This window comes from Streptomyces sp. WM6386, assembly GCF_000972385.1.
Taxonomy (GTDB): domain Bacteria; phylum Actinomycetota; class Actinomycetes; order Streptomycetales; family Streptomycetaceae; genus Streptomyces.
This window is the reverse complement of sequence record NZ_JXTE01000006.1, coordinates 187,890-209,057: the sequence shown is the minus strand read 5'-3', so window position 1 is coordinate 209,057 and position 21,168 is coordinate 187,890. Positions and strand designations below refer to the sequence as shown.

The 21,168-nt window shown below is 71.3% G+C and carries 22 protein-coding genes; 8 read left to right on the top strand and 14 right to left on the bottom strand.

Annotated features, from left to right (window positions below; genetic code table 11):
- Nucleotides 1–43: 43 nt before the first annotated feature.
- On the top strand, nucleotides 44–1,270 hold the full coding sequence (locus tag TN53_RS05945) for an acyl-CoA dehydrogenase family protein (protein WP_046257289.1): 1,227 nt from the start codon (nucleotides 44–46) through the stop codon (nucleotides 1,268–1,270).
- A 42-nt stretch (nucleotides 1,271–1,312) separates the two neighbouring features.
- Here TN53_RS05945 and TN53_RS05940 read toward each other — a convergent pair whose 3' ends face one another.
- From TN53_RS05940 to TN53_RS05890, 11 genes are all read right to left on the bottom strand, one after another.
- Nucleotides 1,313–2,545 (bottom strand): DUF2201 family putative metallopeptidase, encoded by a 1,233-nt coding sequence (locus TN53_RS05940; protein ID WP_046257288.1) that lies wholly within the window; start codon nucleotides 2,543–2,545, stop codon nucleotides 1,313–1,315.
- Nucleotides 2,542–3,783 (bottom strand): AAA family ATPase, encoded by a 1,242-nt coding sequence (locus TN53_RS05935; protein ID WP_046257287.1) that lies wholly within the window; start codon nucleotides 3,781–3,783, stop codon nucleotides 2,542–2,544. Before TN53_RS05935 ends, TN53_RS05940 begins: the two co-directional genes overlap by 4 nt.
- 64 nt (nucleotides 3,784–3,847) lie before the next feature.
- The gene (locus tag TN53_RS05930) at nucleotides 3,848–5,230 is read right to left on the bottom strand and encodes a hypothetical protein (protein ID WP_046257286.1); all 1,383 of its coding nucleotides are present in this window, start codon (nucleotides 5,228–5,230) and stop codon (nucleotides 3,848–3,850) included.
- Between the two features lie 87 nt (nucleotides 5,231–5,317).
- Nucleotides 5,318–5,839, bottom strand: coding sequence for a cupin domain-containing protein (locus tag TN53_RS05925; protein WP_046257316.1), 522 nt, complete (start codon nucleotides 5,837–5,839; stop codon nucleotides 5,318–5,320).
- A complete protein-coding gene (locus TN53_RS05920; protein WP_046257285.1) occupies nucleotides 5,836–7,053 on the bottom strand; it encodes a cytochrome P450 in 1,218 nt (405 codons plus the stop codon). The genes TN53_RS05925 and TN53_RS05920 overlap by 4 nt, the downstream gene beginning before the upstream one ends.
- A 1-nt stretch (nucleotide 7,054) precedes the next feature.
- Nucleotides 7,055–8,116: a type III polyketide synthase gene (locus TN53_RS05915; RefSeq protein ID WP_046257284.1), complete on the bottom strand. Its 1,062-nt coding sequence runs from the start codon at nucleotides 8,114–8,116 to the stop codon at nucleotides 7,055–7,057.
- Between the two features lie 172 nt (nucleotides 8,117–8,288).
- On the bottom strand, nucleotides 8,289–8,525 hold the full coding sequence (locus TN53_RS05910; RefSeq protein ID WP_046257283.1) for a DUF6213 family protein: 237 nt from the start codon (nucleotides 8,523–8,525) through the stop codon (nucleotides 8,289–8,291).
- Nucleotides 8,526–8,550: 25 nt separating this feature from the next.
- Complete coding sequence (locus TN53_RS05905) at nucleotides 8,551–9,936, bottom strand: NADP-dependent succinic semialdehyde dehydrogenase (protein ID WP_046257282.1); 1,386 nt, start codon at nucleotides 9,934–9,936, stop codon at nucleotides 8,551–8,553.
- A gap of 65 nt (nucleotides 9,937–10,001) precedes the next feature.
- Nucleotides 10,002–10,463 (bottom strand): NUDIX domain-containing protein, encoded by a 462-nt coding sequence (locus tag TN53_RS05900; RefSeq protein WP_046257281.1) that lies wholly within the window; start codon nucleotides 10,461–10,463, stop codon nucleotides 10,002–10,004.
- A gap of 19 nt (nucleotides 10,464–10,482) precedes the next feature.
- Nucleotides 10,483–12,021 carry an ATP-dependent DNA ligase gene (locus TN53_RS05895; protein ID WP_046257280.1) on the bottom strand — a complete coding sequence of 513 codons (1,539 nt, stop codon included), beginning with the start codon at nucleotides 12,019–12,021 and terminating at the stop codon, nucleotides 10,483–10,485.
- 127 nt (nucleotides 12,022–12,148) lie between these two features.
- Nucleotides 12,149–13,075, bottom strand: coding sequence for an NAD(P)/FAD-dependent oxidoreductase (locus tag TN53_RS05890; protein WP_046257279.1), 927 nt, complete (start codon nucleotides 13,073–13,075; stop codon nucleotides 12,149–12,151).
- A gap of 65 nt (nucleotides 13,076–13,140) precedes the next feature.
- Between TN53_RS05890 and TN53_RS05885 the strand changes: the two genes are divergently transcribed.
- From TN53_RS05885 to TN53_RS05860, 6 genes are all read left to right on the top strand, one after another.
- Nucleotides 13,141–13,713 carry a helix-turn-helix domain-containing protein gene (locus tag TN53_RS05885; RefSeq protein ID WP_046257278.1) on the top strand — a complete coding sequence of 191 codons (573 nt, stop codon included), beginning with the start codon at nucleotides 13,141–13,143 and terminating at the stop codon, nucleotides 13,711–13,713.
- 100 nt (nucleotides 13,714–13,813) lie between these two features.
- The gene (locus TN53_RS05880) at nucleotides 13,814–14,791 is read left to right on the top strand and encodes an NADPH:quinone oxidoreductase family protein (RefSeq protein WP_046257277.1); all 978 of its coding nucleotides are present in this window, start codon (nucleotides 13,814–13,816) and stop codon (nucleotides 14,789–14,791) included.
- Entirely contained in the window at nucleotides 14,788–15,966 is a 1,179-nt protein-coding gene (locus TN53_RS05875) for an acyl-CoA dehydrogenase family protein (RefSeq protein ID WP_046257276.1), read from the top strand. Before TN53_RS05880 ends, TN53_RS05875 begins: the two co-directional genes overlap by 4 nt.
- Nucleotides 15,963–17,045: an acyl-CoA dehydrogenase family protein gene (locus TN53_RS05870; RefSeq protein WP_046257275.1), complete on the top strand. Its 1,083-nt coding sequence runs from the start codon at nucleotides 15,963–15,965 to the stop codon at nucleotides 17,043–17,045. The genes TN53_RS05875 and TN53_RS05870 overlap by 4 nt, the downstream gene beginning before the upstream one ends.
- Before the next feature lie 171 nt (nucleotides 17,046–17,216).
- Nucleotides 17,217–18,080, top strand: coding sequence for a phosphatidylinositol-specific phospholipase C/glycerophosphodiester phosphodiesterase family protein (locus TN53_RS05865; protein WP_046257274.1), 864 nt, complete (start codon nucleotides 17,217–17,219; stop codon nucleotides 18,078–18,080).
- Between the two features lie 112 nt (nucleotides 18,081–18,192).
- A complete protein-coding gene (locus tag TN53_RS05860; protein ID WP_046257273.1) occupies nucleotides 18,193–18,387 on the top strand; it encodes a hypothetical protein in 195 nt (64 codons plus the stop codon).
- A gap of 3 nt (nucleotides 18,388–18,390) precedes the next feature.
- On the opposite strand, the gene TN53_RS05855 is transcribed toward TN53_RS05860, so the two are convergent.
- Together TN53_RS05855 and TN53_RS05850 are read right to left on the bottom strand one after the other, a co-directional pair.
- A complete protein-coding gene (locus TN53_RS05855; RefSeq protein ID WP_420719082.1) occupies nucleotides 18,391–19,563 on the bottom strand; it encodes a phosphodiester glycosidase family protein in 1,173 nt (390 codons plus the stop codon).
- Between the two features lie 101 nt (nucleotides 19,564–19,664).
- The gene (locus TN53_RS05850) at nucleotides 19,665–20,054 is read right to left on the bottom strand and encodes a DUF779 domain-containing protein (RefSeq protein WP_046257272.1); all 390 of its coding nucleotides are present in this window, start codon (nucleotides 20,052–20,054) and stop codon (nucleotides 19,665–19,667) included.
- Between the two features lie 61 nt (nucleotides 20,055–20,115).
- On the opposite strand from TN53_RS05850, the gene TN53_RS05845 reads away from it, so the two are divergent.
- The gene (locus TN53_RS05845; RefSeq protein WP_046257271.1) at nucleotides 20,116–20,571 is read left to right on the top strand and encodes an SRPBCC domain-containing protein; all 456 of its coding nucleotides are present in this window, start codon (nucleotides 20,116–20,118) and stop codon (nucleotides 20,569–20,571) included.
- A gap of 3 nt (nucleotides 20,572–20,574) precedes the next feature.
- On the opposite strand, the gene TN53_RS05840 is transcribed toward TN53_RS05845, so the two are convergent.
- Complete coding sequence (locus TN53_RS05840) at nucleotides 20,575–21,027, bottom strand: MarR family winged helix-turn-helix transcriptional regulator (RefSeq protein ID WP_199924518.1); 453 nt, start codon at nucleotides 21,025–21,027, stop codon at nucleotides 20,575–20,577.
- Between the last annotated feature and the right edge of the window lie 141 nt (nucleotides 21,028–21,168).

Below are 21,168 nucleotides of genomic sequence, written 5' to 3'. Positions count from 1 at the left end.
GTTACCGCTAGTAACATGCACGTGCGCCGCCGCTGGAGGGGACATGGCCGAGTTCACCATGGAGCTCAACGACGAACAGAAGGAGGTCCGGGACTGGTTGCACGGCTTCGCGGCCGATGTGATCCGGCCCGCGGCCGCCGAATGGGACGAGCGTGAGGAGACTCCCTGGCCGGTCATTCAGGAGGCCGCCAAGGTCGGGATCTACTCACTCGACTTCTACGCACAGCAGTACTTCGACCCCACCGGCCTCGGCATTCCGATGGCCATGGAGGAGCTGTTCTGGGGCGACGCGGGCATCGCCCTGTCGATCGTCGGCACCGGTCTGGCCGCCGTGGGCGTCCTCGCCAACGGCACCGAGGAGCAGATCGGCACCTGGATCCCGCAGATGTACGGCGACGCGAACGACGTCAAGGTCGCCGCCTTCTGCTCCTCCGAGCCCGACGCCGGCTCGGACGTGGCCTCGATGCGCACCCGCGCGGTGTACGACGAGGCCAAGGACGAGTGGGTGCTCAACGGCACGAAGACCTGGGCGACCAACGGCGGTATCGCCAACGTCCACGTCGTCGTCGCGGTCATCGACTCCGAGCTCGGCTCCAAGGGCCACGCGTCCTTCATCATCCCGCCGAGCACGCCCGGCCTGTCCCAGGGCCAGAAGTTCAAGAAGCACGGCATCCGCGCCTCCCACACCGCCGAGGTGGTGCTGGAGAACGTCCGCGTCCCGGGCTCCTGCCTCCTCGGCGGCAAGGCGAAGCTGGACGAGCGTCTGGCCCGTGCCCGTGAGCGCGCGAAGGCGGGCGGCGAGCGCGTGAAGAACGCGGCGATGGCCACGTTCGAGGCCTCTCGTCCGGCCGTCGGCGCGATGGCGGTGGGCACCGCCCGGGCCGCGTACGAGGTCGCCCTCGACTACGCCAAGACCCGCGAGCAGTTCGGTCGCCCGATCATCGACAACCAGGGCGTCGCCTTCCAGCTCGCCGACATGCGCACCTCCATCGACGCCGCCCGCCTCCTGGTCTGGCGCGCCTCCTGGATGGCCGTCAACGGCAGGCCGTTCACCGCGGCGGAGGGCTCGATGTCCAAGCTCTTCGCGAGCGAGACGGCGAAGAAGGTCACCGCCCAGGCGGTCCAGATACTCGGCGGCAACGGCTACACCCGGGAGTACCCGGTGGAGCGGATGCACCGTGACGCCGCGATCTACACCATTTTTGAGGGCACGAGCGAGATCCAGCGGCTGGTGATCGCCCGCACCCTGTCGGGGATGCCGATCCGATAGCGCCGCACGGGGCGTCGGCAGTCGGCACGGCAGCCGGCGCCCCTATCCGATGTTCACCACCCGCGCCCAGTCGGGCGGGGAGTCCGGCACGTAGTCGGGATCGTCCTCGTCCCAGGAAGCGGACCGGGGGAAGAGTCCCACCACCGTCCGGCACGGTGGCCGGGTGTCCGGCCAGGGTGTCTGGCCGTCCGTCAGGACCACGACGACATCGGGCTTGGGTCGCGCCCGCAGCGCCCTGGCGAAGCCCGTACGCAGATCCGTGCCGCCACCGCCCACCAGCGGGATGCCCTCGCCACGGCAGAGCGGATGGATGAACTGGGCCGCCGCGTCGCACGGCAGCACGGAGACCAGATCGCGCCTGCCGCCCACGGCACGCGCGATGGCGGCGACCTCCAACAGCGCACTGCCCAGTTCGGCATCGCTGACCGACCCGGACGTGTCGATCACCACGCAGACCCGGGGCGGTCTGCGCCGCAGGCTCGGCAGGACGGCACCGGGCACGGAGGCCGAGCGCCGCGAAGGGCGGCCGTACGTGTAGTCCTCGCCCACGCCGGGGCCGGAGGCCGCAGAGCGGACCGCCGCGCCCAGCAACTCCCGCCACCGCTGCGGTGGATGGAACGCGTCCTGCGCCCACCGCTGCCAGCCTTGCGGGGTCGTCCCCGGACGCGCGGTGATGCCCTGGGCCACCCGGAACCGGACGGTGTCGCGTTCCTGCTCGCTCAGGCCGTGCGCGCCCTTCGGTCCCAGGTCCCACTCCCGGTCCAGCCCGTCGGCGCCGCTGCCGCAGTCCAGCCAGGAGAGATCCTGCGTCAGCGGTCCGAGCCGGAACTGGCGCAGGTAGTCCTCCATGAGCTGGCCTGTGGGCAGGCGCAGGGACTCCGGGTGGACCGCGCCCTCGGGCCGGACCAGGCCGTCGCCGAAGGCGTCGTCGTTGATCTCGCAGTCCGCGGCGATGTTCATCCGCAGCCGTTCCCCGACTCCGGTCAGCCCGCGTTCGCGCGCCACCCGGTCCCCGCGCCCGTGGTGGTCGCGCAGCAGGTGCGACACCTCGTGCACCCACACCCCGGCAAGCTCCTCGACGGGTGTCCGGTCCACGAACCCCGGTGAGACATAGCACCGCCAGTGCCGGTCGACGGCCATGGTCGGCACCCGTGGTGACGCGACGGTGTGCAGGGCGAAGAGGGCCGTCGCGAGATAGGGCCGGGCCCGCGCGGCCTGCAACCGGGCCGCGAAGAGCTTGTCGAGATCCAGCGCCCCGCGCGCGTCCCCGCTCAACGGCCCGCCCTCACCGCGGCCTTGGCGCGCGACGCCGCCTCGTCGGCCCGCCGGGACAGGGTCACCACCCCCGAGAGCTGCTCGATCGACGGAGGTACGTCCCAGTCCTCCTGCCGCAGCGAGGCGAGCGTGCTCGCGGGCACGACCACCAGATCCGGCGCCCCGGTCTCCACCGCCCGGACCAGCAGCGCCCACGCCGCGTCCCAGCGGGCCCGGTCCGGACGTGCGCGGACCGCCGCCACCACCCCGTCGAGCGCGGCCTGGCGCAGATCACCCCGCTCGGGCAGCACGGCCCCCGTCGGATCGGCGAGCAGCAGCTCGGGGTCGGGAAGATCCATCCTGTCGATGCTCGCCAGCAGTTCGAGCCCCGGCCCGTCTCCCACGGTCCCGCGGACCAGCAGGGACAGCACATCACGGGAGGAGCCGGCCGCGGTCGCGAAGGCGATCAGGCTCAGCGTCATGTCCCAGCTGCGGGGCGAGGGCCAGGGGCCGCCCCGGCGGGTCTCGCTGTTGGGCAGCCGGTGCACGAGCGCGGGGCGGGCGGCGAGGAGCCCGCACACCGCACGCCGGGCGAAGTCCACGGCCTCCGGCAGCTTCTCCGGGGCGAGCCGCGGCAGAGTCGCCCGGGGCCAGGTCCCGCCGAGACCGCGTACGACGACCTCGTGGTCGTGGGTCCACTGGAGATGGACGAACCGGTTGGCCAGCGGCGGGCTCAGTTCCCAGCCGTCGGCCGCCGAGGACCGCGGGTTGGCGGCGGCCACGATCCGGACCCCGGGCGGCAGTCGGAGGGCGCCGATCCGCCGTTCCAGAACGAGCCGGAGCAGGGCGGCCTGCACGGCCGGTGGCGCGGTGGACAACTCGTCCAGGAACAGCAGGCCCCGGCCGGCCCGGACCAGGCGTACGGCCCAGTCCGGCGGGGCCATCGGGACGCCCTGTTCGGCGGGGTCGTCACCTACGACGGGCAGCCCCGAGAAGTCGGAGGGCTCGTGCACGCTGGCGATCACCGTGGTCAGCGGGAGCTCCAGGGCCGTGGCGAGCTGGGTCAGGGCCGCGGTCTTGCCGATGCCGGGCTCGCCCCACAACAGCACGGGCAGGTCGGCGGCCACGGCGAGGGTGAGTGCCTCCAGTTGCATGTCCGGGCGCGGCTCGGTGGTGGTGTCGCGGAGCAGGGTCAACAGGTCGCCGGCGACGTCGAGTTGGGAGACAGGGGCGGCAGCGACGGGCGTACAAGTGGGCATATGTCATCACCTTGGGTAGCAGGAAGGCGTGCGAGGAAGCGGTGCGAGGAAGAGGGGTGCGGGGTCAGCCGCGGGTGGCGAGGCGTGGGTGCGAGCGGTGGGCGCTCGGACGGGGGTCGGCCTGGTGGAAGCGGACGCGGCCGGGTCCGGGACCGGCCATGCCCGCCCTGAACAGCCCGTACACGATCCGCTGTCGCGCGGCCGCCTCCAACTCGTCCCGCAGCGCACCGCCGCGCAGCACCGCGTCGGGGCCGAGCAGCCCCTCCACGACGGCCAGCGCACCGGAGACGTCCCCGTGGGCGAGGCGTTCGCGGACGTCGTCGAGGCACTCCGGATGCCGGTGCGTCTCGTCGATGACCCGCAGACAGGGCAACGGCGTGCCGCTCAGCGCGGCCAGCAGTTCCTCCCGCCGGACCTCGGCCGGATCGTGGTCCAGCGGGGCCAGCACCCCGTCGACCAGGCCGATCCGGTGCAGGGCGCCCCGGCAGTCGACGAGCCGAGGCTGTCCCGCCGGATCCGGTACCGCGGCCGCGGCATCCGGCACATATCCCGGTACGAGGGCGGCGGCGACCAGCGGATGCAGCCGCCCGACCCCGATCGCACCGGTGCGGAGCAACTCCAGGTCGGGCAGCACCCAGGTCGCCGCGTCGGGCAGGACGGGCAGCGCGGAGGCACCGGCAACTGCGGACGCCTCGGCGAGCCGCATCGTCGGCGGCCCGTCCCGGTTCGCGACCAGGTCCAGGACCAGCCGATGCCGGGCTCCGCACCGCACGCCCACGCGACCTTCGGACCGGCCCTCGGCGCGGAGCAGGATCGCGGCCTCGGCCGCCCACCGGTCGACGGCACAGCGGCGCCCCTGCGGCACCAGCCCCAGGACAGCCGGATCCGTGACGGGAGGGCCGTCGACGCCCGAGCGGACGCGCAGCTCATCGGCCCTGCGCGCATCCCACAGGTGACGGTGCAGGTCGAGCCGGTAGCGCCGGTGGGGCGGGGGATGCGGATGGCGGCTGCCACCGGCCCCGGAGCCGGACGATCCGTCCCACAGCGCGAGACTGATCCGCTGCCCGGCATCCGCCCAGGCGGGCGGGGTCCGCACCACGAGGCGCACCGGCCGCTCGCCTTCACCGTCGTAGCGGGCCAGCGTGAGGGTCACGCCCGGGCGCAACAGCCCGTCGGGAGCGATTCTCGGCATGTGCCAGCGCAGCAGGTCGGGAGCCAGATGCCGGAGATCGGCCCGGATCCGGGCGGTGAGCTCCGCGCCATGGACACGCGCCACGGAACGCAGTGGGAGATCGACATCGAACCCTGCGGCGGCGCAGGCCCCACCCCAGTCACCGGCGCGGCGACGAGCGGTCGCGGTCTCGATCATGGAGGGCGGCACGGCGAACTCGCGCACGCGCAGCCAGAAGGAAAGGCGGGAATTCCCGGTCACGGGCGAAGTGAGCATCAGCACTCACCTTGCGCGGACGGGTCCCCCAATCTGTGAACGCAGTGAATGGTCATCGAGGCGATCGTAGCTTCAACTCCCACCGTGTCAACGGTGTTTCAGCGGCGTCAGCTGCTCGATGTCGTACCGTCCGCGCAGTTCCTCGATCGCCGCGTAGTCCGGTGGACCCCCGTCGCCCAGGATCTCCAGGAGCTCCTCGAAGTACCGCTCGTGGTCCGGCGGCGGGGACGCCTGGAAGAACATCTTGGCGGGGGAGTCCGTCGGGTTCGCGAACGCGTGAGGACAGCCGGGCGGTACGACGATGACCGTCCCCGGCGTCGCGCGTACCACCCGGCTGCCCGAACTCGACTCCCAGCGCTGCCAGTTGTCGGGGGTGCGGATCCGCGGCTCGAAGGCGAGGACGTCCAGCTCGCCTTCGAGGACGTAGAACAACTCCTCGCTGCGGGTGTGCACATGGGCACCCACATCGAAGCCGGGCGGCACGATCACCTCGAAGGTGGACGCCGTCCGGGAGTGCGAGCCCGTCACCTTGAAGGTCACGTGCTGGGCCGGGGTCTGGACGACCCGGCCGTGTCCCGGCGGCACCAGGAGCCCTTCGGCAGCCGTCACCACGTCACCGGAAGGGCCTCGGGACCACGGATCAACGCGCCCTTCCTGAAGGGGACCTGCTCCCGTGGCACCGCCAGCCTGAGACCCGGAACACGGTCCAGCAGGGCGTCGACGAGCAGCTCGGACTCCAGCCGGGCCAGCATGCCGCCGGGGCAGTAGTGCGGGCCGAAGCCGAAGGACACATGGGGGTTGGGGCTGCGGGAGAAGTCGATCGTCTCCGGGTAGGGGAAGACGCCCGGGTCGCGGTTCGCGGACAGGTACGACACGTAGACCGCGTCGCCCGCCCGGATCCGTACGCCCTGGATGCCGACGTCCTCCAGCGCGATCCGGGACAGACCGACCGCGTTGCGGTGCGGGATGTAGCGCAGCAGTTCGTCGATGGCCTGGGGGCGGATGTCCGGCTCGGCGCGCAGCCGGTCGGCGAGGTCCGGGCGGGTGAGCAGCAGGTAGAACATCTGGCCGCTGTTGTTGGTCACCGCCTCGCCGCCGATCTGGAGCAGGACCGCGAGGCCCACCGCCTCCTCCAGGGTCACCTCACCGCTCCCCACGGCCGCCCCGAGCAGGGACGCCACGTCCTCGCCGGTGCTGCCCTCCCGGAGCCCGATGAGGTCGGCGAAGTAGGCGCCCATCTCGTTCCTGGCCTTCTCGCTGACGTTCTTGCCGTGCGAGGAGGACAGGATCAGCTGGGTCCAGGTGTGCATGCCGTGAAGGTCGGCGGCCGGGACGCCCATCAGCTCGCAGATCACCGCGATGGGGAACGGCGTCAGGACGGTGGCCGTCAGATCGGCCGGCGGGCCGTCCTGGAGCAGTTCGTCGACCAGCTCGTCCAGCATCCGCCGGGACTTCTCCCGGATCCGCTCCACGCCCTTCGCGGTGAACGCGGCGGCCACCGAGCGCCGCAGCCGGGTGTGGTCCGGCGGATCCAGGAAGCCCACCGCGCCGCGGGCCGGGATGAAGTGCGGGGCGAGCCGGGTGACCTCGGGCCGGCCCATGACGGCCTCGCGGCCGAAGCGGGGGTCGTTGGTCACCATCCGTACGTCCTCGTACCGGGTGACCAGCCAGGCCCAGCCCTCGCCGTTGGGCAGCTGGATCCGGGTGACGGGGCCCTCCCGCATCAGCTCGGTCAGCACCGGGTCGAAGTCCACGCCGTTCAGGTCGAGCGCGGGCCAGTGCCGGATGGGGGGCAGGATCTCGGTGATCGTCTCTTCGGTCATCTCATGCCGTCTCTGCGTAGCGCTGCCAGCGGCCCAGGGCCATTTCCGCGGTGATGCCGGGTCCGAACCCGGCGAGCAGCCCGCGCGCCCGGTCGTGCGCACCGCCCTCGTCGAACAGCCGGCGCAGCGCGTCCAGTACGACGGCGCTGGCGATGTTGCCGTACTCGGTGAGGGTGGCCCGGCTGAAGCGGAAGGCGTCCGGGTCGACCTGAAGGAACTTGCTGAGGTCGTCGAGTATTCGGGGTCCGCCCGCGTGGACGATGTAGAAGTCCAGGTCGGCGGCGTCCCAGCCGTGCAGCCCCGCGAGGTCCCGGAGCGCGGGCGCGAGCGGCTCCATGGTGGCCGGCACCCGCTTGTCCAGCTGGAAGTGGAATCCGGTGGCCCGGACGTCGTACATGATCCACTCCTCGGTCTTGGGGATCAGATACGACCCGTTGCGCTCCAGCGAGATCCCCTCGCCGCCCCGTCCGCGCACCACGGCGGCGGCGATCCCGTCCCCGAACAGTCCGTTGGAGAGCAGGTTGCCGATGCCGAGGTCGGTGGGCTGGTAGCACAGTGAGCAGAACTCGCAGGCCACGATGAGGGCGTTGGCCTCGGGGTAGGCCGTGCAGAAGTCGTGTGCCCGGTTGATCGCGGCCCCGCCTGCCGCGCAGCCCAGCTGGGCTATGGGGAGCTGGCGGGTGGTGCTCTCGAAGTCCATCTCGTTGATCAGCCAGGCCGTCAGCGAGGGCATCATGAAGCCCGTGCAGGACACGTAGATGATGACATCGATGTCGCTGGTCAGAAGCTCGGCGTCGTCGAGCGCCCGCTGCACCACGGCAGGCACGCGCGCCTTCGCCTCGGCCACGTAGACCTTGTTTCGCTCCTCGAAGCCCGGGTGCTTCAGCGTCTCCTCGATGGGCTGCACGATGTGGCGGGTACGCACCCCGGTGTTCTCGATCAGCCGGAGGGCCAGAGCCAGTTGGGGATGGTCGGAGTGCCGGGAGCGAGCCAGCTCCAGCGTCTCCTCCATCGTGATCACATACTCCGGGACGGACACCGAGGGTCTGCACAACGTCGCCATGAACCGTGCCTGCCTTCACCTCAGGAAGTGGTCCAGTCCACGATCACCTGAGAGTCCGACGACTTCGCGCGGGGCTACTCCAAACGCAGGACGCCGGGAGACACCTAAAGGGGCGCGGGGAACTGCGCGACCAGCCACAACGAACCCGTAGACGGCAGCGGCACAGCAACCCCTACGGCGCAGTCCCGCTGCTGTGCGCAATGCACGCCACATCAATACGGTCGGCAAGCTTCGCAAGCTCGATCGTCAGTGCGGCAACCGTATCCTCGTCCAGCCCTTCCTCACCGGCCTCGACCAAGTGCAGCCATCGTCCGCCAACCGTGCGGAGCAGCTTGCTCACATCGGCCGCGGACACCTGCAAGGTGCCCCGGTCATCGACGATCAGAGGCAGAGTCACTTCACGGTTCACACCCGGGATCGTAGCTGCGCAAGCGTCACGCTCCGTGCCAAACCGTCGTGATGTTGCAGAACTCGCGGATTCCGTGCCCGGACAGCTCACGCCCGTACCCGGACCGCTTCACCCCGCCGAACGGGAATGCCGGATGGGAGGCGGTCATGCCGTTGAAGAACACGCCGCCGGCCTCCAGATCCCGTACGAACCGGTCGACCTCGGCCTCGTCCCGGGTCCACACGTTCGAACTCAGCCCGAACGGTGAGTCGTTGGCGATGAGCACGGCCTCGTCGAGGTCACCCGCGCGGTACAGCGTGGCGACCGGCCCGAAGGCCTCCTCACGGTGGATCCGCATCTCGCGGGTGATGTCGGCGAGCACGGTCGGCGGGTAGTACCAGCCGTCCCCGGCGGGCCGCTCTCCGCCGCACAGCACGCTCGCGCCACTGCGCCTGGCGTCGTCGACCAGCTCTTCCAGATCCGCCCGCCCCTGCTCGCTCGACAGCGGACCGACGTCCGTCTCCTCCTCAAGGGGATCGCCGACCTTCAGCGCCTTCATGCCCTCGACGAACCGTTCGGCGAAGGCGTCGTACACGTCCGTGTGGACGATGAACCGCTTGGCGGCGATGCAGGACTGCCCGTTGTTCTGGACACGCGCCGTGACCGCGATCTGCGCGGCCCGGTCGATGTCGGCGGACGGCATGACCACGTACGGGTCGCTGCCGCCGAGTTCCAGCACGGTCTTCTTCACCATGTCCCCGCACACCGACGCGACCGCCCGCCCGGCGGGCTCACTGCCGGTGAGCGTGGCCGCCTTGACGCGTTCGTCGCGCAGGATCTCCTCGACCTCGCCGGAGCCGATGAGGAGGGTCTGGAAGGTGCCCTCCGAGTAGCCGGCCTGGTGGAAGAGGTCCTCCAGGAAGAGGGCGGTCTGGGGGACGTTGGAGGCGTGCTTGAGGAGACCGACGTTGCCGGCCATGAGCGCGGGCGCGGCGAACCGGATCACCTGCCAGAGCGGGAAGTTCCACGGCATCACCGCGAGCACCGGGCCCAGTGGGCGGTAGCGCACGTGGGCCCGGGACGCGCCCGAGTCCTTGACGTCGTCGTCGGCCGGCTCCTCGTCGGCCAGCAGCGACTCGGCGTGCTCGGCGTACCAGCGCATCGCCTTGGCGCACTTGGCGGCCTCCGCGCGGGCCTGCTTGACCGGCTTGCCCATCTCGGTGCTCATGACCCGGGCGATGTCCGGCTGGATCTCGTCGAGCAGACCGGCGGCCCGGTGCAGCAGACGGGCGCGTTCGGCGAAGGGCGTCGTGCGATACGTGCGGAAGGTGGCCTCCGCGAGCTGGAGCCTGCGCTCGATCTCCTCGGGGCCCATGGCCTCGTATGTCTTGAGCGTCTCGCCGTTCGCAGGGTTCACCGTCGCGATGGGCATGACCGACCTCCTGGGCAGCGGACTGTGTTTCGACCTTCCCGCGCGGCGGCGCCCGCCGCAACGTGTCAGGGCGAGTGCTCCGCCAGCCGGTCGAGAAACGTGGTCTGTGCCTTGACGATCACGGTCCGGGCCCGGTCCAGGGCGAACCACTCGACGCGGTCCAGTTCGGGGAAGTCCTGCTCCTGGCCCGACTTCGGCGGCCACTCCATCCGGAAGGTGCCCGGCACGACGGTCGCCGGATCGAGGTCGGCCTCGATCGCCCACGCCGTGACGACCTTCCCGTTGGTCTGCTTCACCTCGCCGAGCGCCACGGCCTCCCCGTCGGGCGGCGGCAGGCCGAGCTCCTCCTGGAACTCGCGCCGGGCGGCGTCCCAGGCCGGTTCCTCGTCGGGTACGTACTCGCCCTTCGGGACGGTCCAGGCCCCGGCGTCGCGGCGCGCGAAGAACGGGCCGCCCATATGGCCCAGCAACACCTCGAGGCCGCCATCGGTGTGCCGGAACAACAGCAGACCGGCGCTCGTCCTCACGGCCTCACCTCGGGATGCTTCACGGCTTCACTCCAGGGTGGGCGGCCAGCAGTGTCTCCACCGTGTCGGCCTCGTCCGGCCGTTTGTCCTCCCGGTAGCGGACCACGCGGGCGAAACGGAGCGTGACACCGGCCGGGTAGCGGGTGGACCTCTGGAGACCGTCGTAGGCGATCTCCACGACGAGGTCGGGGCGTACGGTCACTACGTAGCCGTCGGTGTCGACGGCCAGCTCCTGGAGCCGCTCGGTCTGCCAGGTCAGCATCGCGTCGGTCATGCCCTTGAAGGTCTTGCCGAGCATCGCGAAGCCGCCGTCGGCGGTGCGGGCGCCGAGGTGCAGGTTGGAGAGCCTGCCGGTGCGGCGGCCGTGGCCCCACTCGGCCGCCAGGACGACCAGGTCGAGGGTGTGCACGGGCTTGACCTTCAGCCAGGACGCGCCACGGCGGCCCGCGCTGTACGGGGCGTCCAGGGACTTCACCACCACCCCCTCGTGGCCGCGCTCCAGCGTCTCGGCGAGGAAGGCCTCGGCCGCGCCGACGTTCTGCGGACCGGACACCGGCGTCCGCCGCACCCGCATCGGCTCGGGCACCAGCCGTGCCAGCTCCGCATGCCGCTCGACGAAGGGGAGGTCCAGCAGGTCGCGGTCGTCGACGGACAGGGCGTCGAAGAAGACGGGCGAGACGGGGACCCCGGCGGCGGCCGTCGTCACGTCCACCCGGGAGCCGACGCGGCCGGCCGTCTCCTGGAAGGAACGCGGTCGCCCTTGCGCGTCGAAGGAGATGACCTCCCCGTCCAGAATGAACCGCTCGCCCCTCAACTCCAGGGCGGCAGCCGTCAGTTCGGGCAGCCGGTCGGTGATCTCGTCGAGGGTGCGGGTGTAGATCCGGACGTCGCCGCCGCTGCGGTGCACCTGGACACGGATGCCGTCCAGCTTCTCCTCGACCACACACGCGCCCAGCTTCTCGACCGCCTCGGCCACCGAGGACGCGCTGTGCGCCAGCATCGGCAGGACCGGGCGGCCGACGGTGAGCCGGAAGCGGTCCAGGGCGGCGGGGCCGTCCGCGAGCAGGGCCTCGGCGACCGTCTGGAGGGAACCCGCGAGCATCACCGCCCGGCGGACGTCGGCCGGTGGTGCCTGCGTCGCCTGCGCGAGCCCCTCCGTGGCGACCGCGTCCAGCGCGCCCTGCCGTACCTCGCCGCTGATCAGCCCGAACAGGAACCGCTGCTCGTCCTCGGTGGCCGCGCCCATCAACTCCCCGACCAGCCGGGCCCGTTCGGCCTGCGAGCCGGCGCCCGAGACCTTGCCCAGCTCGGAGAACAGGGCGTCCACGTCACGGACGGCCAGGCTCGGCGCGGTGGCCGGGGCGACCGGGCGGCTCAGCACCTTCCAGCCCACCCCGAGCCGCCCCTGCGGCAGCCGTCCCGCCAGATACGGGATGACGACCGGTACGTCATCCGGCTCGGCCTCCCGGAACAGCTCGGCGAGCAGCGCGATCTTCCTCGAGCGCGCCGAGGTCGCGGCGACCTCCTGGGACACCTGGGCCAGCCGGGCAAGCAGCATGCATCCAGAGTGCGGGACGCTTCGCTGGATTTCACGGCGAAGGACGGGGTGCGTTTTGTCTGCGGTGCGTCGTGGCTGGTCGCGCCCGCGCGGCGGCAGCCGCACATTCGACACAGTCCCGCGCCCCTCAGGGGGTTGCGTCCAGGTCCGTGAACAACAGCTCCCCATTGATGGAGGCCCCTGCCCGGTAACCGCCGGCTGCCGCGTTCACCACCTGTTCGGAGAAGCCCATCGCGTTGCCTACAGCCCAGACGCCCGGCACGGAGGTGAGCCCGGTGGGGTCGACCACCGGGTACGAGCCGAACGGGGTCTCCGTGAGCTCGGCTCCGAGCTGCTCCAGTAGCCCGGTCTGCGGTACCGCGCGGGGCGCGACGAACAGCACCTCGCGAGCCTGCACCGTGCCGTCGACCAGACGGACGCCTGTCAGTCGGTCGTTCTCGATCACCAGCTCGGCCACCGCACCGGGCACCACCTCGACCCCGGCCGTCGCGAGCCTGCGCAGGTCGTCGGCCGACAGGTCGGTCTCCGCGACCTCGTGCAGGAAGAGCGTCACGTCCTTGGACCACTGCGACACCATCAGCGCCTGGTGGACGCTCGGCGGAGCGGTGGCGAGCACGCCGAAGGCCTGGTCGCGGACCTCCCAGCCGTGGCAGTACGGACAGTGCAGCACGTCCCGGCCGAAGCGCTCGGCGACGCCGGGCACGGGCGGGAGCTCGTCCTTCAGGCCGGTCGCGATCACGAGGCGACGGGCTTGGACCGTGCGGCCGCTCGCCAGCGTCACGGTGAAGTCCGCGGTGACATCCACCGCGCGGTCCTGCACGAGCTCCACACCGTACCGTGCGAGCTCCTTGCGGCCGAGCGCCAGGAACTCGGCGGGCGGCATGCCGTCCCGTGTCAGGTAGCCCTGCATGTGCGCGGCGGGTGCGTTGCGCGGCTCGCCCGCGTCGATGACGAGGGTGCGGCGCCGGGCCCGGCCCAGGACGAGAGCCGCGGACAGGCCCGCCGCGCCGCCGCCGATCACGATCACTTCGTAGGTCCCGCTTGTCTCCGTCATACCGACACGGTCGTCCGGTGGGTGCGGTATTGACAAACTTCTTTGCTGATTCTGCAATACGTGACATGACTACCGATGACGTTCTCGCGGAGGTCGGGCCCCGGCTGCGACGGATCCGGAAGGACCGGGAGGTGACGCTCGCGGCGCTCTCCGAGTCGACCGGGATCTCCGTGAGCACCTTGTCCCGACTGGAGTCCGGCCTGCGCAAGCCCAGCCTGGAGCTGCTGCTGCCGATCGCGCAGGCCCATCAGGTGCCGCTCGACGAGCTGATCGGGACACCCCCGGTGGGGGACCCGAGGGTCCGGTCCAAGCCGCTCGTGCGGCACGGGCGCACCTACTGGCCGCTCACCCGGCAGCCCGGGGGCCTCCAGGCGTACAAGGTGCTGGTGCCGCAGAGGCAGGAGGAGCCCGAGCCGCGCACCCATGAGGGCTACGAGTGGCTGTACGTGCTGGCCGGCCGGCTGCGGATGGTGCTGGGCGAGCACGACGTGGTGCTCGCGGCCGGCGAGGTGGTCGAGTTCGACACGCGCGTGCCGCACTGGTTCGGGTCGACGGGGGAGGGGCCGGTGGAGTTCCTGAGCCTCTTCGGTCCGCAGGGGGAGCGGATGCACGTTCGGGCGCAGCCCCGGAGGTCGTGACGCCCGCTACTGTTCCGCGGCTGACTGTTCCCTGATGGGCAAGCGACCGCTTAGTATGCGATGGACCCCGTCAGACGATGCAGTCGCGTGGAGGCACCGCATGCAGGCATGGCAAGTGCACGAGAACGGCGAGCCGAGCGAGGTGATGCGTCTCGAGGAGGTGGCGACACCGACGCCGGGCGACGGCCAGGTCCTGCTGAAGGTGCGTGCCGCGAACATCAACTTCCCCGATGTGCTGATGTGCCGCGGTCACTACCAGGTACAGCCGCCGCTGCCGTTCACACCGGGCGTGGAGATCTGCGGCGAGACCGAGGACGGGCGCCGCGTGCTCGCCAACCCCGCGTTGCCCTACGGCGGTTTCGCCGAGTACGCCGTCGCCGATGCCGCCGGGCTGCTGCCCGCGCCGGAGTCGCTGGACGACGCCGAGGCCGCCGCGCTGCACATCGGGTACCAGACGGGCTGGTTCGGTCTGCACCGGCGGGCCCGTCTGGAGGCCGGTGAGACGCTGCTCGTCCACGCCGCCGCCGGTGGGGTCGGCAGCGCCGCCGTGCAGCTCGGGAAGGCGGCCGGCGCCACCGTGATCGGTGTCGTCGGCGGTGCCGACAAGGCCGCGGTGGCGCGGGAGCTGGGCTGCGACGTCGTGATCGACCGGCGTGCGGAGAACGTCATCGCCGCCGTGAAGGAGGCCACCGGCGGCCGGGGCGCCGACGTCATCTACGACCCGGTCGGCGGCGAGGCCTACACACAGTCCACCAAGGTCGTCGCCTTCGAGGGCCGGATCGTGGTCGTCGGCTTCGCCAGCGGGACCATCCCCAGCCCGGGCCTCAACCACGCGCTGGTGAAGAACTACGCGATCCTCGGCCTGCACTGGGGCCTGTACAACACCAAGAACCCGAAACTGATCCAGCACTGCCACGAGCAGCTCATCGAACTCGCCGCCCGGGACGCCATCAAGCCGCTCGTCAGCGAGCGGGTGCCGCTGAACGAGGCCGCGGCCGCGGTCCAGCGGGTCGGCGACGGGATCACAATGGGCCGGGTCGCCGTCGTCCCGTCTCTTCGGAACGGAGCCGCCGCATGACCGACGCAGCCGAACTCAAGCGCCGCACAGCGCAGTTGCTGGCCGCACACCCGCCGGCCACCACGGACCGCCTCGACTTCCTGAGGGCCCGCTTCGACGCCGGCCTCGCGTGGGTGCACTACCCCGAGGGCCTCGGCGGCCTCGGCGCCGCGCGCTCCCTCCAGGCCGTCGTGGACGCCGAGCTGGAGGCCGCGGGCGCCCCCGACAACGATCCGCGGCGCAACGGCATCGGCCTCGGCATGGCAGCGCCGACCATCCTCAAGTACGGCACCGAGGAGCAGAAGCGGCTCCTGCGGTCGCTGTGGACGGGGGAGGAGGTCTGGTGCCAGCTCTTCAGCGAGCCCGGCGCCGGATCCGACCTGGCCGCGCTCGGTACGCGGGCGGTCCGTGAGGGCGACCAGTGGGTGGTGAACGGCCAGAAGGTGTGGACGTCCAGCGCGCACAACGCCCGCTGGGCCATCCTCATCGCCCGCACCGACCCGGACGTGCCCAAGCACGCGGGCATCACGTACTTCCTGTGCGACATGACCGACCCCGGCGTCGAGGTGCGGCCGCTGCGCCAGATCACCGGCGAGGCCGAGTTCAACGAGGTCTTCCTCACCGACGTCCGCATCCCCGACTCCCGCCGCCTCGGCGAGATCGGCGACGGCTGGCGGGTCGCGCAGACCACGCTCAACAACGAGCGCGTCGCCATCGGCGGTATGCGGCTGCCCCGCGAGGGCGGCATGATCGGCCCGGTCTCCAAGACCTGGCGCGAGCGCCCCGAACTGCGCACCCACGATCTGCACCAGCGACTGCTGAAGCTGTGGGTCGAGGCCGAGGTCGCCCGCCTGACCGGCGAACGTCTGCGCCAGCAGCTCGCCCTGGGCCAGCCCGGCCCCGAGGGCGCCGGCATGAAGCTCGCCTTCGCCCGCCTCAACCAGGAGATCAGCGGCCTGGAGGTCGAAATGCGCGGCGAGGAAGGCCTGTTGTACGACGACTGGACCATGCGCCGGCCCGAGATGGTGGACTTCGTCGGCCGCGACGCCGGCTACCGCTACCTCCGCTCCAAGGGCAACAGCATCGAGGGCGGGACCAGCGAGGTCCTGCTGAACATCGTCGCCGAGCGCGTCCTGGGCCTGCCCTCGGAACCGCGCACCGACAAGGACGTCGCATGGAAGGACCTGTCCCGATGAAAAAGGCGCCCGACCTGCTGTACTCGGAGGAGGAAGACGCGCTGCGGTCCGCCGTACGGGACCTGCTCGCCGACCACTGCGACGCCCCCGGCGTCATCACCCGCGCCGAGTCCGACGCCCCGCACGACCTCGCTGCCTGGAAGGCCCTCGCGGACGGCATGGGCCTCGCCGGGCTCCTGGTACCGGAGGCGCAGGGCGGCCAGGGTGCCACGCACCGCGAAGTCGCTGTCGTGCTGGAGGAGTTGGGGCGCGCGGTCGCCCCGGTGCCGTACCTCACCAGTGCCGTCGTCGCGACCGAGGCGCTGCTGGCCTGCGGCACCGAGGACCTGCTCGCCGAGCTGGCGTCGGGACGGAAGATCGGCGCCCTCGCCGTCTCGCTGCACGTCGCCGCGGGCGGCGCCTACAAGGTCGTACGCCATGAAGACGGCTCCCTGCACGGGGAGTTGACCGGCATCGCGGACGCCACGGCCGCCGATGTGCTGCTGGTTCCGGCGGACGACGGCGGGCTGTACGCGGTGGACGCTTCCAGCGCTGCCGTCACCGCGCAGGTGTCCCTGGACCTGACCCGGCCGCTCGCGACCGTGACCCTGGACGGTGCGCCCGGTCGTCTCCTGGGCGACGCCGAACCCGCCGTACGGCGAGCGCTGCGCTCCGGAGCGGGACTGCTCGCCTCCGAGCAACTCGGCATCGCCGACTGGACGTTGACCGAGACCGTGCGCTACCTGAAGGAGCGCAAGCAGTTCAACCGGTCCGTCGGCGGGTTCCAGGCGCTCAAGCACCGGCTCGCCCAGCTGTGGCTGGAGGTCGTCAACCTGCGGGCCGCGGCGCGCAACGCCGCCGACGCGCTGGCGAGGGGTGAGGACGCCGATGTGGCGGTCGCCGTCGCTCAGGCCTACGCGGCCTCCGTCGCCGTGCACGCCGCCGAGGAGGCCCTGCAGCTGCACGCCGGCATCGGTATGACGTGGGAGCACCCGATCCACCTGTACCTCAAGCGGGCGAAGGCCGACTCCCTCGCCTACGGCACCGCGGGCGCCCACCGTGCCGCACTGGCCGAACTCGTGGACCTCCAGGCTCCCTGACGTTCACCAGGAAAAGCCCGTCCCACCTGGGGCGGGCTTTTTCGTGTGCCCCGCGCGGGGGCGATGAACAGACGGCGGCAGTCCGGCCAACTCCTGTCACGGGCATGCCCTTTGAGGGACCGGCGACCCCATACTCGCCGGTGTCCGTACCGCCCTCAAAGGGAGGCAGGCATGGCCCTCATCACCCGTCGCAGAGCCCTCACCACCCTCGGCGCCGCCCTCGCGGGCGCCGTCGCCCTGCCCGCCACCGACGCGTTCGCGGGTGAACACAAGCACCACCTGCGGCCGTTGTGGCGGGCCCACGCCCACAACGACTACGAGCACCCCCGCCCCCTCCTCGACGCCCTCGACCACCGCTTCGGCAGCGTCGAGGCCGACATCTTCCTCGTCGGCGACCAGCTCCTCATCGGCCACACCGCGGACGACCTCGACCCGACCCGCACCCTGGAATCCCTCTACCTCGACCCGCTGGCCGCCCGCGTGAGGGCCAACCACGGCTCGGTGTACCGGGGTTACCGGACGCCCCTCCAACTGCTCATCGACATCAAGACCGAGGGCTCCTCGACGTACCTCGAACTCGACCTGCATCTGCGGCGCTACAAGCATCTGTTCACCGCGTACGCCCACGGCCGTGTCCTCCCCGGCCCGGTCACCGCCGTCATCTCCGGCGACCGCGCCGCCCGTGCGCCCATGGAGGCGCAGACCGTACGACGCGCCTTCTACGACGGTCGCCTCGCCGACCTCGGCAGCTCGGCGCCCTCCTCCCTCATCTCGCTGATCAGCGACAACTGGACGCTCAACTTCACCTGGCAGGGCGTGGGGGCCTTCCCCGACGTCGAGCGGCGGAAGCTGCGCGGCATCGTCCGGGCCGCTCATGCGCGCGGGCAGAAGGTGCGCTTCTGGGCCACGCAGGACCTGGCGGGTCCCGCGCGTGACGCGCTGTGGGGCGAGCTGCTCGCCGCCGGCGTCGACTACCTCAACACCGACGACCTCGCCGGCCTCGAAGCCTTCCCGGACGCCCACCGGTCGGCGTAGAAACCACACGTTCGGCGGACAGGTCAGCCGCCCGGACGAACCCTCCGCTACGCCACACTTGCGGCCGAACGCCGTGAACCAGGCGTTACTGGCGTGGCGGAGGAGGCCGACGATGGCGATTTCCATCTCTGTGGTGATGTTGCTGCTGATCCTGGCGGTGATCTTCCTGCGCAACGGCGGGCTGAAGGTCTCGCACGCGCTGGTGTGCGCACTGCTCGGCTTCTACATGGCCAGTACGAGCATCGCCCCGACCATCCACAGCGGCCTCACGGCGACGGCGGACATCGTCAGCAGCCTCCGGCCCTGAGGTTCATCCGGTCGAGAAGACCCCGATGCCGTTCGGTACCGGGCGTTCGGCGCCGCCGGTGGGGTGGTTGCGCACCGACACGGCACCCGCCCCGGGATCGCGGGTGACCAGCGTCGACGAACCGCCGCCGTCCAGGCTGAAGGCGTCGACCGAGCCCAACCCCTTCATGGTGTCCGCCACTTCGGCGACAGTCAGACCCGTGCGGTATGCGTCCGCCCCGTCCACCGCGAGCAGCAGCACCCGCCGGCCGCCGTCCGTGATCCCCACGGCGGTGCGCACGGCAGCGGTCGTGCCGTCGAGGCCGGGCAGCGGCTGTCCGTCGTCGAGGACCGGGTAGCCGCCGATGGCGAAGCGGTACGGGATCCGGGTCGCCGAGGCGACCAGGCCGTGCCGGACCCGTACGCGCTCGCCGACAGAGAGTTTCCGTAACTGCCGCGCGCCCTCCTCCCGGCCGACGAGCACGGTGGTACCCGCGGCGACGGGACCGCCGCCCGGGGTCTCGGCGGCCGCCACGACCCGGTCCCGCCGGACCGTCACCTCGTAGGTGTCCGTGCTGCACGGGGCGGCCCGGTCGGTGTCCGTGCCGCAGGTGGCACGCACCCGGGAGGCGCTGCCCCAGGTGCTGGTGAAGGCGCCGACGGAGTCGACCGGCAGCGCGTACTGATTGAGCCCGCCCAGCGGCAGCAGCGTCCAGGGAGTGCGGACGGATCCGGACAGGGCAAGGCTGTCGAGCCGGGCCCGTCGGTCGACCCCCATGCCGAGCACGTTCCTGGTGGAGGTGCCCGGTGGCATCGCGGGGCCGAAACGCTGGCCGTCGGGCACCGCCGCCTTGAGCGTGCGGCCGCCCGCGATCGCCGGGCCCACGCTCGCGCCGGTCGCTTCGACGCCGGGGTGCTGGGTCTCGGTGATGTTGAAGAAGTCGCCGTTGACGCCCGCGATCGCACCCTGGGTGTCCGCCAGTTGCGAGACGGGCGCCCGCGCGGCGACCGCTCCCGGATGCAGCAGGTCGAGCCGGACGTGCGGATCGCGCAGGTTGACGGTGAGGACATGGATGCGCGTGGGGCCCTTGGCCGCCTGGATGTCGTACTGCTGGTATGTGACGCCCGACGCGATCCGGACGGCGGCCTGCGCGGCGCCGGCCGGTGCCGCCCCCGTCAGGACCGCACCGGCCAGCACACCGCATGCCGTGAGAAACGTCAGTACCGCTCTGCCTGCTCGGAACCTGTTCTGACGAAGCGTCACAGTCCCCCCTGAGGTCTCGTCAACTGTCCCAGGACTCAGAGGAAGTGCACCAGACGGCAGTCTGTCCAGGAGCCGAGAAGACGGGAACGGATCAGGAAACGCACCCCTTCGGGTGCTTCGAGCGAGAAGCCGCTGCCACGCCCCTCGACGACGTCGACGATCAGCCGGGTGTGGCTCCACACCTCGAACTGGCTGCGCGACATCCAGAACGTCACCGCCTCCCCGACGCCCTCGACCTCCAGCTCCGCGAGCAGCACGTCCGAGCCGCCGGTGCGGAACTCGCCCGCCGGGTAGCACATGGGGGCGCTGCCGTCGCAGCAGCCGCCGGACTGATGGAACATCAGCGGGCCGTGCGCCTCGTGCAGCCGGCGCAGCAGATCGGCGGCCGCGGGGGTGAGCTCGACGCGCGGGGTCTCCTCATACATGTGCCCCAGCGCAGCACGCGCCACGTTGCGAGAAGGTTGCACCCCGGAGCAGGGTGGGGGCATGTACTCGACCCGCGTCTCCTGTCGTGTGAACGCCCCGCGTGCGGCCGTCTACCGGATGCTCGTGGACGCCGGCGCGCTCGCCAGGTGGCGGGTGCCCGAGGGGATGAGCAGCGAGGTGCACGCCTTCGATGCCCGGGAGGGTGGCGCGTTCCGTATCTCCCTCACCTACGACCTGCCGACCGGCACCGGCAAGTCCGGCTCGCACACGGACACGTACCACGGCCGGTTCCTGCGGCTCGTGCCGGACGAGCGGGTGGTCGAGGAGTTCGAGTTCGAGACCGGGGACCCCGCCCTGCGCGGCACGATGACGATGACGACCACGCTCACCGAGACGGCGGGCGGGACCGAGGTCGTCGTCCTGCACGAAGGGATTCCCGACGCCGTGCCGGCGGACCAGAACGAGGAGGGTACGCGGATGGCGCTGGCCCATCTCGCGCGGCTGGTCGAGGGCTGAGCGTCAGACCTCGCCGACGTTGGCGGTGAGCAGGCGGAGCAACTGCTTGGCCGTGGCGTCCTGTTCGGGGGTCAGTCCCATGGCGTCCCCGATGGCCACCGGAACCGTCTGCGCCCGCTCGCGCAGCTCGGCTCCCGCGTCGGTGAGGGTGAGGGAGACCGAGCGCTCGTCCTCCGGGCGGCGTTCACGGCGCAGCAGGCCGTGCGCCTCCAGGCGCTTCAGCAGCGGGGAGAGGGTGCTGGACTCCAGCTGGAGAGCGGTGCCCAGATCGCGGACCGAGATCGAGTCCTGCTCCCACAGCACGAGCATGACCAGGTACTGCGGGTAGGTCAGCTGCAGCTCGTCGAGCAGGGGCCGGTAGCGGGCGGTGACCGCGCGGGAGGCGGCGTAGAGGGCGAAGCACAGCTGGTCGTCGAGGAGCAGGGAACCGTCGTGCTTCGGTTCGGCAGTACTCATGGCCTGGCTCCTTTGATTGAGTCCTCTCGATTCTATCGAGCCATAAACAGTCGCGAAATAAATAGTCGTCCTTGATTAAGTTGTGCACGACTAAATCGAGCGCTACAGTCATGGATGTGCCGCCGCTCCTGACGAAACAGC

What these genes read in the sequence shown, in the direction of transcription:
- TN53_RS05935 (WP_046257287.1), bottom strand. Translation starts at nt 3,783, where the DNA reads ATGCCCACTTGTACGCCCGTCGCTGCCGCCCCTGTCTCCCAACTCGAC.
- TN53_RS05870 (WP_046257275.1), top strand. Translation starts at nt 15,963, where the DNA reads ATGAAAAAGGCGCCCGACCTGCTGTACTCGGAGGAGGAAGACGCGCTG.
- TN53_RS05860 (WP_046257273.1), top strand. Translation starts at nt 18,193, where the DNA reads ATGGCGATTTCCATCTCTGTGGTGATGTTGCTGCTGATCCTGGCGGTG.
- TN53_RS05895 (WP_046257280.1), bottom strand. Translation starts at nt 12,021, where the DNA reads ATGCTGCTTGCCCGGCTGGCCCAGGTGTCCCAGGAGGTCGCCGCGACC.
- TN53_RS05880 (WP_046257277.1), top strand. Translation starts at nt 13,814, where the DNA reads ATGCAGGCATGGCAAGTGCACGAGAACGGCGAGCCGAGCGAGGTGATG.
- TN53_RS05840 (WP_199924518.1), bottom strand. Translation starts at nt 21,027, where the DNA reads ATGAGTACTGCCGAACCGAAGCACGACGGTTCCCTGCTCCTCGACGAC.
- TN53_RS05875 (WP_046257276.1), top strand. Translation starts at nt 14,788, where the DNA reads ATGACCGACGCAGCCGAACTCAAGCGCCGCACAGCGCAGTTGCTGGCC.
- TN53_RS05905 (WP_046257282.1), bottom strand. Translation starts at nt 9,936, where the DNA reads ATGCCCATCGCGACGGTGAACCCTGCGAACGGCGAGACGCTCAAGACA.
- TN53_RS05890 (WP_046257279.1), bottom strand. Translation starts at nt 13,075, where the DNA reads ATGACGGAGACAAGCGGGACCTACGAAGTGATCGTGATCGGCGGCGGC.
- TN53_RS05920 (WP_046257285.1), bottom strand. Translation starts at nt 7,053, where the DNA reads ATGACCGAAGAGACGATCACCGAGATCCTGCCCCCCATCCGGCACTGG.
- TN53_RS05930 (WP_046257286.1), bottom strand. Translation starts at nt 5,230, where the DNA reads ATGCTCACTTCGCCCGTGACCGGGAATTCCCGCCTTTCCTTCTGGCTG.
- TN53_RS05865 (WP_046257274.1), top strand. Translation starts at nt 17,217, where the DNA reads ATGGCCCTCATCACCCGTCGCAGAGCCCTCACCACCCTCGGCGCCGCC.
- TN53_RS05850 (WP_046257272.1), bottom strand. Translation starts at nt 20,054, where the DNA reads ATGTATGAGGAGACCCCGCGCGTCGAGCTCACCCCCGCGGCCGCCGAT.
- TN53_RS05885 (WP_046257278.1), top strand. Translation starts at nt 13,141, where the DNA reads ATGACTACCGATGACGTTCTCGCGGAGGTCGGGCCCCGGCTGCGACGG.
- TN53_RS05945 (WP_046257289.1), top strand. Translation starts at nt 44, where the DNA reads ATGGCCGAGTTCACCATGGAGCTCAACGACGAACAGAAGGAGGTCCGG.
- TN53_RS05915 (WP_046257284.1), bottom strand. Translation starts at nt 8,116, where the DNA reads ATGGCGACGTTGTGCAGACCCTCGGTGTCCGTCCCGGAGTATGTGATC.
- TN53_RS05845 (WP_046257271.1), top strand. Translation starts at nt 20,116, where the DNA reads ATGTACTCGACCCGCGTCTCCTGTCGTGTGAACGCCCCGCGTGCGGCC.